This window comes from Micromonospora sp. NPDC047730, from assembly GCF_043204765.1.
Taxonomy (GTDB): Bacteria; Actinomycetota; Actinomycetes; order Mycobacteriales; family Micromonosporaceae; genus Micromonospora.
This window is the reverse complement of record NZ_JBIDCU010000044.1, coordinates 1-11713: the sequence shown is the minus strand read 5'-3', so window position 1 is coordinate 11713 and position 11713 is coordinate 1. Positions and strand designations below refer to the sequence as shown.

Below are 11713 nucleotides of genomic sequence, written 5' to 3'. Positions count from 1 at the left end.
CGCAGGGTGAGATCGCTGCCGCGTGTGTCGCGGGGGCGTTGAGTCTGGATGACGCGGCGGCGGTGGTGGCGTTGCGTAGCCGGGTCATCGCCGGTGTCGCCGGTGATGGTGGCATGGTGTCGGTGGCGACGACTGCCGAGGAGGTCACGGCGACGATCGCCCGGTGGGACGGGCGGGTGGCGTTGGCTGCTGTCAACGGGCCGACGTCGGTGGTGGTGTCGGGTGATGTCGCGGCGTTGGACGAGTTGGTCGCCCTTTACGAGTCGCGTGAGGTGCGGGTCCGTCGTGTTCCGGTGGACTACGCGTCGCATTCGGTGCACGTCGAGTCGTTGCGGGAGCAGTTGCTGGAGTTGTTGGCGGGGTTGCGGCCGCGTACCAGTGAGGTGCGGTTCCGGTCGACGGTGGTGGGTGACTGGTTGGACACCGCGGTTCTGGATGCTGACTACTGGTATCGCAATCTGCGGCAGACGGTGCGGTTCGACGAGGCGGTGCGCAGCTTGGTCGCCGCTGGTTACTCCACGATCGTGGAGGTCAGTGCGCATCCGGTGTTGACGATGGCGGTGCAGGAGTCCGTCGAGGTGGCGGCTGCCGATCCGGCTGTGGTGACCGTGACGGGGAGTCTGCGTCGTGGTGAGGGTGGTCTGGGTCGGTTCCACCGGGCGTTGGCAGAGGTCTACGCCGGTGGTACGTCGGTGGATTGGCGGCCCGCGTTCGCCGGCCGGCCCGGACGTCTGGTCGACCTGCCCACCTACCCGTTCCAACGACAGCACTACTGGGTGCCGGACGAGGAGCCCGCCGCCCAGGCCGCCGGCGCCGGCCTGCTCGACCACCGGTTCTGGGACGCCGTCGAGCGCGCCGACCTGGACGCCCTGCGCGGCACCCTCGCCGTCGACGACGCCGAGGCCATCGAGTCGCTGCGCACCCTGCTGCCCGTCCTCGCCGGCTGGCGACGCCAGCGGCAGGAACACTCCCTCCTCGACGGCTGGCGGTACCGGGCCGACTGGCAGGTGGCCCCCGAGCCCGCCGTCGCCCGCCTCGACGGCACCTGGCTGCTGGCGCTGCCCGCCGGGCTCGACGACGACCCGGCCGTGCGGGCCGTCCGGGCCGCGCTGACCGACGCCGGCGCCGAGCTGCTGCCGCTGACCGTCGAACCCGACGCCGATCGGGCCGGGCTCGCCGCGTCCCTGGCCGGCGCCGACGTCGCCGGGGTGGTCTCTCTGCTCGCCTGGGAACCGCAGGCCGGCGAGGGTGCCGTCCTGCCCGGTCTGGCCACCACCGTCGCCCTGGTACAGGCGCTCGGCGACGCCGAACTCGACGCGCCGCTGTGGCTGATCACCCGGGGGGCGGTCACCGTCGCCTCGTACGACCGGCTCACCGACCCCGGGCAGGGGACGATCTGGGGCCTCGGCCGGGTGATCGGCGTCGAGGCGCCCCACCGCTGGGGCGGACTGGTCGACCTGCCGTCCGGCCTCGACGGCCGTACCGCCGGCCGACTCGCCGCGATCCTCGCCGGACCGGGCGGCGAGGACCAGCTCGCGGTACGCGCCTCCGGCGTCTTCGTCCGCCGCCTGGTCCGCGCCGGACTCGGCGACCGCCCCCCGGTGCGACGCTTCACCACCGCCGGAACCGCGCTGGTCACCGGCGGCACCGGCGGCCTCGGTGCCCGCGCCGCCCGCTGGCTCGCCACGGCCGGCGCCGAGCACATCGTGCTGGTCAGCCGGCGTGGCCCCGACGCCCCCGGTGCCGCCGAGCTGGCGGCCGAGCTGCGCGGCCTCGGCACCCGGGTCACCGTCGCCGCCTGCGACATCGCCGACCGGGCCGCCCTCGCCGCCCTGCTCGACCAGGTCCAGGCCGACGGTCCACCGGTACGCGCCGTCGTGCACACGGCCGGCGTCGCCCAGACCACCCCGCTCATGGCGGTCACCCCCACCGAGCTGGTCGAGGTGACGGCGGGCAAGGCTGCCGGCGCCGCGCACCTGCACGACCTCCTCGCCGGCCAGGAACTCGACGCGTTCGTCGTCTACTCGTCCATCGCCGCCACCTGGGGCAGCGCGGGCCAGGCCGGGTACGCCGCCGGCAACGCGTACCTCGACGCGCTCGTGCAGCAGCGGCGCGCCGACGGGCGGGCCGGCACCGCCATCGCCTGGGGTTCCTGGGGTGAGGGCGGCATGCACACCACCGACTCCGACCGGAACCTGCGCAGCCGGGGCGTGCCACCGATGGACCCGGCCGTCGCGATGGGCGCCCTCCAACAGGCCCTCGAGCACGACGACGTCACCCTCACCGTCGTCGACGTCGACTGGTCCCGGTTCGCCCCCGCGTTCGCCTCCGCCCGGCGCCGGCCGCTGCTGGAGGGCGTACCGGAGGCGAAGGTCGCCCTCGACGGCGGGGCGCCGCTCGACGGCGACGGCGACGACGGCGTCGCGGCGGCGCTGCGCCGCCGGCTCGCCGGGCTGACCCCGGCCCGGCGGGAGGAGACCCTCGCCGACCTGGTCCGGGAACTCGCCGCCGACGTGCTCGGCCACGACGACGCCGCCGCGATCCCGGCCACCACCGCGTTCCGGGACCTCGGCTTCGACTCGCTGACCGCGGTCGAACTACGCAACCGGCTCGTCGCCGCGATCGGGCAGCCGCTGCCCGTCACCCTGGTCTTCGACCACCCCACCCCGGTGGTGGTGGCCCGCTTCCTGCTCGCCGGACTGCTCGGCGACACCGGAGCACCCGCCGAGACCGTCGCCCCGCCCACCGTGGACGGCGACGAGCCGGTGGCCATCGTGGCGATGGCCTGCCGCTTCCCGGGCGGCGTGACCGACCCGGAGCACCTGTGGCGGCTCGTCGCCGACGGCGTCGACACCGTCGGCGAGTTCCCCACCGACCGCGGCTGGGACCTCGATCGCCTCGTCGACCCCGACCCGGAGAAGCCCGGCACCACGTACACGGACAAGGGTGCCTTCGTGTACGACGCGGCGGACTTCGACCCGGGGTTCTTCGGGATCAGCCCGCGTGAGGCGCTGGCGATGGACCCGCAGCAGCGGTTGGTGCTGGAGACGTCGTGGGAGGCGATCGAGCGGGCAGGGGTTGTTCCGGGGTCGTTGCGGGGTTCGCGAACAGGGGTGTTCGTGGGCACGAACGGCCAGGACTATAGGTCCCTGTTGGTGGTGGCCGGCGACCAGGTGGAGGGGTTCGGCGGAACCGGGAACGCCGCGAGCGTGGTGTCGGGTCGGGTGGCGTACGCGTTGGGGTTGGAGGGGCCTGCGGTGTCGGTGGACACGGCGTGTTCGTCGTCCCTCGTCGCGATGCATCTGGCGGTGCAGGCGCTGCGGGCGGGGGAGTGCGATCTCGCCCTGACGGGTGGGGCCACGGTGATGGCGACGCCCGGCCTGTTCGTGGAGTTCTCCCGGCAGCGCGGGATGGCCGCCGACGGGCGCGTCAAGGCGTTCGCGGCGGCGGCCGACGGCACCGGCTGGGGCGAGGGCGCGGGCATGCTGCTCCTCGAACGGCTCTCCGACGCGCGGCGCAACGGCCACGCGGTGCTGGCGGTGGTACGTGGCAGCGCGGTTAACCAGGACGGGGCGTCGAACGGCCTCACGGCACCGAACGGCCCGTCGCAGCAGCGGGTGATCCGGCAGGCCCTGGCGTCGGCGGGGCTGTCCACGCGTGATGTGGACGTGATGGAGGCGCACGGCACCGGCACGACGCTCGGGGACCCGATCGAGGCGCAGGCGCTGCTGGCGACGTACGGGCAGGACCGGGACGTGCCGCTGCTGCTGGGATCGGTCAAGTCGAACATCGGGCACACCCAGGCCGCCGCCGGCGTCGCGGGCGTCATCAAGATGGTCCTCGCCATGCGGGAAGGCGTCGTCCCGGCCACGCTGCACGTGGACGCCCCGTCCCCGCACATCGACTGGACGGCCGGCGCGGTGGAGCTGGCGACCGAGCCCCGGCCGTGGCCGGTGGTGGACCGGCCGCGCCGGGCGGCGGTGTCGTCGTTCGGCGTCTCCGGCACGAACGCGCACATGATCATCGAGCAGCCCGACGATCTTCCCCCGGCCGACGACGCGGAGTCCGCGGCCGACGACGGCGTGCACCGCGGCCCCGGCCTGGTGGATTCGGGTGTGGCGGTGTGGCCGGTGTCGGCGCGGTCGAAGGCGGCCCTGGCGGGCCAGGCGGCGCGGTTGGCGCAACATGTGCGCGAGCACGAGGGGTTGGAACCGGTGGCGGTCGGCTGGTCGCTGGCCACGACGCGGTCGACCTTCGAGCACCGGGCCGCGGTGGTCGGCGGGAACGCCGGCGAACTGCTGTCCGGGCTGGATGCGCTGGCCGCGGGGTCCCCGGCGGGGAACGTGGTGACGGGTACCGCCGCCGGGCACGGGCCCGGGGTGGTGTTCGTGTTCCCCGGTCAGGGTGGGCAGGCGGTGCGGATGGCCGCGGGTCTGGTCGGGCGGTGCCCGGCGTTCGACGCCCGGCTGGCGGAGTGTCAGCGGGCGTTCGCGCCGTACCTGGACGTGGACGTCGTGTCGGTGTTGACCGGTGACGACGAGTCGTGGCTGGACCGGGTGGAGGTGTTGCAGCCGGTTCTGTTCGCGGTGGGTGTCTCCCTGGCGGAGGTGTGGCGGCAGGCGGGGGTGGTCCCGCAGTTGGTGATCGGGCACTCGCAGGGTGAGATCGCGGCGGCGTGTGTGGCGGGCGTGTTGTCCCTCGATGACGCGGCGAGGGCGGTGATCCTGCGGGCCCGTGCCCTGGCCGGTCTCGCGGGCACCGGGGCGATGGCGGCCGTGGACCTGTCCGCCGACGAGGTCGCTGTCCGTCTGGCGGACCACCCCGAGGTGGTCGTGGCCGTGGTGAACGGGCCGGCGACGGTGGTGATCTCCGGGCCGCCGCAGCAGGTGGCGGACCTGGTCGAGGCGTTCCGGGCGGAGGGGGTGCGGGCGCGGCCGATCCGGTTCAACTACGCCTCGCACTCCCCGGCGGTGGAGCAGGTCCGCGACCGGATGCTGGCCGATCTGGCCGGTCTGGCCCCGCAGCGCGGGCACGTCCCGATGGTGTCGACCCTGACGGGCGACTGGGCCGACCCGACGGCGATGGACGGCGGTTACTGGTACGAGAACCTGCGGAACCCGGTGCGGTTCGACGCGGCCGTGCGGGTCGCGATCGAGGCCGGGCACACGACGTTCGTGGAGGTGTCCGCGCATCCGGTGTTGACGATGCCGGTGACAGCGATCCTGGACGACACGGGCACGACCGGGCACACGGTGGGCAGCCTGCGGCGGGGCGACGACGACGCGACGCGGCTGCTGACGAACCTGGCCACCGCGCACGCGATCGGCCTGCCCGTCGACCTGACGAAGGTCCTCACGCCCGCGCCGACCGTCGACCTGCCCACGTACGCCTTCGACCGGGAACGGTACTGGCTGGAGGCCTCCGCCCACCGGGTGCGGGACGTCAGCTCGGCCGGTCTCCAGGACGCCGGGCACCCGCTGCTCAGCGCGGCCGTACCGGTCGCCGACGACCAGACGGTGGTGTTCACCGGGCGGCTGTCCCTGCGTACCCACCCGTGGCTGGCCGACCACGCCGTCGGCGGAACGGCGATCGTTCCCGGCACCGGCCTGATCGACATGGTGGTCCGCGCGGGCGACGAGGTCGACGCCGGCCAGGTGGGCGACCTCGCCCTGATCAGCCCCCTCGTGCTGCCGCCCACCGGCGCCATCCAGGTGCAGGTGCGCCTCGGCGCGCCCGGCGCCACCGGCGAGCGGGGCGTCACCGTGCACTCGCGCCCGGAGGAGGGCGGAGACGCCGAGTGGACCCGGCACGCGGAGGGCCTGCTGCTGCCGCAGATCCCCGCCCCCGTGGCCGTAGCGGGGGAGTGGCCGCCGGCCGACGCCGTCGAGGTCGACGCCGACCTGGACGCCTGGTACGCGCAGACGGCCGAGCGCGGCCTCGGCCTCGGCCCCGCGTTCCGTGGCCTGCGCCGGGTGTGGCGCCGCGACGACGAGGTGTACGCGGAGGTGGCGCTGCCCGACGTGGTGGCCGCCGAGGCGCCCCGGTTCGGCCTGCATCCGGCCCTGTTCGACGCGGCCCTCCAGGCCACCGGCCCCTCCGCGCTGCTCGGCGACCCGGCGGACGCCGTCGGCACCGGCTGGTTGCCGTTCGCCTTCCGCTCGGTCACCCTGCACGCCCACGGCGCCACCCGGCTGCGGGTGCGGCTCCGCTCGCTCGGCCCGGACACGGTCGCCGTCACCCTGTCCGACCCGGCCGGTCAGCCGGTCCTCACGGTGGAGTCGCTGACCTTCCGACCGGTCGCCGCCGGCCGGGCCGACGAGGCCGCCGCGCTGCGGCGCACCTCGCTGTTCCACCTGGACTGGACGCCGCTCCCGGCGACCGACGCGGCCGCCGGCAGCACGACCCGCTGGGCGCTGCTCGGCGACGACTCCCTCGGCCTGGCCGACGCGCTGGCTGCCACCGGGCACCCGGTGGCGGGCCACCGCGACCTGGCGGAGCTGGTCGCCGCGCTGGACGGCGGCGACGACGTACCGGATGTCGTGGTCGACCTGCGGACCGGTCCGGACGCGGACCCGGTCCGGGCCGTCGCGGACGCGCACGACGCGACCCGGGACGCCCTGGCGCTGGTGCAGCGGTGGCTCGCCGAGCCGCGGCTGGAGCAGACCCGCCTGGTCCTGCACACCCGGGGCGCGGTCGCCGCCGCGCCCGGCGAGGCCCCCCGCGACCTCGCCAACGCCGCCCTGTGGGGACTGGTCCGATCGGCGCAGTCCGAACATCCCGGCCGGTTCACGCTGCTCGACACCGACGACGCCGCCTCCTCCCGCGCCGCGATCGCGGCCGCGGTCGGCTCCGGCGAGCCGCAGCTCGCGGTCCGCGACGGCGCCGTCCTGGTGCTCCGGCTCGCCCGGGCCCGGGACGCCGGGGCGTTGTCGCTGCCCGGCGACGAGGCGCCGTGGCGGCTCGACGTCACCGAGACGGGCACCCTGGAGAACCTGGCCCTGCTGCCGGTCCCCACCGGGGTGGACGAGGTGCCGGAGGGACACGTCGTCGTCGAGATGCGCGCCTCCGGGCTCAACTTCCGGGACGTGGTGCTGGCCCTCGGCATGGTCCCCGACCAGGAGGTGCTGGGCAGCGAGGGCGCCGGCGTGGTGCTCCAGGTGGGCCCGGGCGTCACCGGCCTCGCCCCCGGCGACCGCGTCATGGGCATCATCTCCGGCTCGTTCTCCTCCGTCGCGGTCACGGACCACCGCATGCTCACCCGCATCCCCGACGGCTGGTCGTACGCCGACGCGGCCGCCATGCCGGTGGTCTTCCTGACCGCCTGGTACGGGCTGGTCGAGCTGGGCCGGCTGAAGTCCGGGGAGTCGGTGCTGGTGCACTCGGCCGCCGGCGGCGTCGGCATGGCCGCCGTGCAGATCGCCCGCCACCTCGGCGCGGAGGTCTACGGCACGGCCAGCCCCGGCAAGTGGCCGGCGCTGCGCGCCACCGGCTTCGACGACGCGCACATCGCGTCCTCGCGCACCCTCGACTTCGTCGACGAGTTCCGCGAGCGCACCGGCGGGCGCGGCGTGGACGTGGTGCTCAACGCCCTCAGCGGCGAGTTCGTGGACGCGTCGCTGCGGCTGCTGTCCCCGGGCGGCCGGTTCGTCGAGATGGGCAAGACGGACAAGCGGGACCCGCGGCGGATCGCGGCCGACCACCCCGGCGTGAGCTACCAGGACTTCGACCTCATGGTGGCCGGCCCGGCCACGATCAGGCGGATGCTGGACGAGCTGATGGCGCTGTTCGCGAGCGGCGCGCTGCGACCGCTGCCCCGGCGCACCTGGGACGTCCGGCGCGCTCCCGACGCGTTCCGCTTCCTCAGCCAGGCCCGACACGTCGGCAAGCTGACCCTGAGCATCCCGCAGGTGCCGCGCCTCGACGGCACGGTACTGGTCTCCGGCGCCACCGGGACCCTGGGCGCACTGCTCTGCCGGCACCTGGTCACCACGCACGGCGCCCGGCACCTGCTGCTGGTCAGCCGGCGCGGCCCGGACGCCGCGGGCGCGGACGACCTGCTGGCCGACCTCAAGGCGCTCGGCGCGGACGTGTCGATCGTCGCCGCCGACCTGGCCGACCCGGACGCCGTCGCGGACGTGCTGTCCATGGTGGACGCCCGGTACCCGCTGCGCGCCGTCGTGCACACCGCCGGTGTCATCGACGATGCCACCGTCGAGTCGCTCACCCCGGACCGACTCGCCGCGGTGCTGCGGCCGAAGGTCGACGCGGCCTGGAACCTGCACCGGGCCACGCTCGACCGTGAGCTGACCGCGTTCGTGCTCTACTCCGCCGCCGCCGGCCTGTTCGGTGGGCCGGGCCAGGGCAACTACGCCGCCGGCAACGCGTTCCTCGACGCCCTCGCCGAACACCGGCGGGCCCTCGGCCTGCCGGCGGTCTCCCTGATCTGGGGCCTGTGGGCGCAGGCCAGCGGCATCACCGGGCATCTCGACGCCGTCGACCTGCGGCGGCTGGAGCGCAGCGGACTGGTGGCTCTCGGCAACGACGAGGCCCTCGCCCTGTTCGACGCGGCCTGGCGGTCGGAGCGGGCGGTGCTGATGCCGGCGAAGATCAACACGGGTATGGCGGCGTCCGGCGCGCCCGTCCACCCGCTGCTGGCGGCCCTGGTCCGTCCCGCCAGCCGGCGGGCCGTCGCCGCCGAGGCCGCCGGCGGGCAGGCGTTCGTCGACACCCTGCGCGCCCTTCCCGTGGACAGGCGGGAACGCGCCCTGCGCGACCTGGTGCTGTCGCACGTCGCCGTGGTCCTCGGCCGCGGCGACTCGGCCACCGTGGAACCGACCAAGGCGTTCCGCGAACTCGGCTTCGACTCGCTCACCGCGGTCGAGCTGCGCAACCGCCTCGGGGCAGCCACCGGGCTGCGGCTGCCGGCGACGCTGGTCTTCGACAACCCGACGCCGACGGCGCTCGCCGCGTACCTGGCGACGCAGTTCGACCTCGCGGACACCGCACCCGACCGGTCGGCGGGCGCCGGACGGGAACTGGACCGGTTGGAGGCGGCGCTCGCCGGGCTCGACCCGACCGACGCCGAGTTCCGCCGGATCACCGACCGGCTGCACGGTCTGCTGGACCGGCTGGCAGAGCGGCAGTCCGACGCGGACGGCGACGACGACCTGGAGTCGGCCACCGCCGAGAACATCTTCGACCTGATCGACCGCGAGCTGGAGACGTCGTGACCGCCAGCCGCAAGAACATCGGCAAGCCGAGTGAGGGTGGGTCCACGGTGAGCAACGAGGACGAGAAGTACGTCGAGTACCTGAAGCGTACGACCTCGGAGCTGCGGCGTACCCGGCGGCGGCTGCGGGAGCTGGAGGCGCGAAACTCCGAGCCCGTCGCCATCGTGGCGATGAGCTGCCGCTACCCGGGCGGGGTCGACTCGCCCGAGTCGCTGTGGCAGCTCGTGCACGACGGCCGCGACGGGATCGGCCCGTTCCCCGCCGACCGGGGCTGGGACCTCGACCGGCTCTTCCACCCCGATCCCGACCACCCGGGCACCAGCTACGTCCGCGAGGGCGGCTTCGTCTACGGCGCCGGGGACTTCGACGCCGACCTGTTCGGCATCAGCCCCCGCGAGGCCCTGGCCATGGACCCGCAGCAGCGGCTGCTGCTGGAGACCTCCTGGGAGGCGTTCGAGCGGGCCGGGCTGCCGCTGCCGGCGGTGCGCGGCAGCCGTACCGGGGTGTTCGTCGGGGCGGCCTCGCACGGCTACGAGGCGGTGATCGCGCAGGCCGCCGCCGAGAACGGCGAGGGGCACCTGCTCACCGGCAACGCCACCAGCGTCATCTCCGGCCGGATCGCGTACACCCTCGGCCTGGAGGGCCCGGCGGTCACCGTCGACACCGCCTGCTCGGCCTCCCTCGTCGCGATCCACCTGGCCGCCCAGGCGCTGCGCAACGGCGACTGCGAGCTGGCCCTCGCCGGCGGCGTGACGGTCATGCCCACGCCGGCGGTCTTCGTCGGCTTCAGCCGGCAGCGCGGCCTCGCCCCCGACGGCCGGTGCAAGGCGTTCGCGGCCGGCGCGGACGGCACCTCCTGGTCCGAGGGTGCCGGCATGCTGCTGCTCGCCCGCCTCTCCGACGCCCAACGCCACGGGTACCCGGTCCTCGCCGTGATCCGCGGCAGCGCCGTCAACCAGGACGGCGCGTCCAACGGCCTGAGCGCCCCGCACGGCCCCTCCCAGGTGCGGGTGATCCGGCAGGCCCTCACCAACGCCCGGCTCACCCCCGCCGAGGTGGACGCCGTGGAGGCGCACGCCACCGGCACCCGGCTCGGCGACCCGATCGAGGCCCAGGCCCTGCTCGCCACGTACGGGCAGGACCGGGGCGAGGCCGGCCCGCTGCTGCTGGGCTCCATCAAGTCCAACATCGGCCACACCCAGGCCGCGGCCGGCGTCGCCGGCGTGATCAAGATGGTGCTGGCCATCCAACACGGCGTCGTCCCGCCGACCCTGCACGTGGCCGAGCCGTCCCCGCACGTCGACTGGACCGCCGGCGCGGTCGCGCTCGCGACCGAGGCGACCCCGTGGCCGGCCGTGGACCGGCCGCGCCGGGCGGCGGTGTCGTCGTTCGGGGTGTCCGGCACCAACGCGCACGCCATCATCGAGCAGGCCCCGGTGCCGGAGGCCGCCGACGACGAGCCGGCTCCCGCCGTCGACCGTCCGGTCGTACCGGTCCTGCTCTCCGCCCGCTCCGACGACGCCGTCGCCGCGCAGGCCGGCCGCTGGGCCGCCTGGCTGGCCGACGCCGACGCCCGCCCGCTCGACGTCGCGTACTCGTCGGTGGCCTCCCGGTCCGTGCTGGACCACCGCGCGGTGATCGCCGCCACCGGCCGCGACGACCTGGTGGCCGGGCTGCGGGCCCTGGCCGCCGGCTCGCCGGCCGGCAACGTCCTCGCCGGTACGGGCTCCGCGCGCGGCCAGCTCGCTGTGTTCTTCTCCGGGCAGGGCGCGCAGCGCGCCAGCATGGGCAAAGAGTTGTACGGGACCTTCCCCGTCTTCGCGTCCGCGCTGGACGAGGTGTGCGGGCACCTGAACCGGGCGTTGCCGCAGCCGTTGCAGACGGTCCTGTTCGCTCCCGAGGGCACGCCCGAGGCGGAGCTGCTGGACCAGACCGTGTTCACGCAGGCGGGCCTGTTCGCCGTCGAGGTGGCGCTGTTCCGGCTGGTCGAGTCGTTCGGGGTGGTGCCGGACTTCGTCGGCGGGCACTCGATCGGGGAGATCACCGCCGCGCACGTCGCCGGGGTGCTCACCCTGGAGCACGCCTGCGCCCTCGTCGCCGCGCGGGGCCGGCTGATGCAGGCGCTGCCGGCCGGCGGCGGGATGCTGGCCGTCGCCGCGCCGGAGGCCGAGGTGCTGGCCTCCATCGACGGGCTCACCGACCGGCTGGGCGTCGCGGCGGTCAACGGTCCGACCTCTGTGGTGGTCTCGGGTGCCGCGGAGGCCCTCGACGAGGTGGAGCGGGCCTGGCGGGAGCGGGGTGTGCGTACCCGCCGGCTGACGGTCAGCCACGCGTTCCACAGCCCGTTGATGGAGCCGATGCTGGCGAAGTTCCGGGCCGTCCTGGGTCGGCTGACCTTCGCCGAGCCGGCGCTGCCGGTCGTGTCGAACGTGACGGGCGCGCTCGCCGACGGCGACGAGCTCCGGACGGTCGACTACTGGGTG

The 11713-nt window shown here is 75.1% G+C and carries 2 protein-coding genes; both read left to right on the top strand.

The features are described 5' to 3' along the window. Window positions 1-11: 11 nt before the first annotated feature. Window positions 12-9230: an SDR family NAD(P)-dependent oxidoreductase gene (locus ACGF5G_RS35290; RefSeq protein WP_393271195.1), complete on the top strand. Its 9219-nt coding sequence runs from the start codon at window positions 12-14 to the stop codon at window positions 9228-9230. 47 nt (window positions 9231-9277) lie between these two features. Then, window positions 9278-11713: type I polyketide synthase (locus ACGF5G_RS35285; protein WP_393271193.1), on the top strand; the 2436-nt coding region annotated here is incomplete at its 3' end.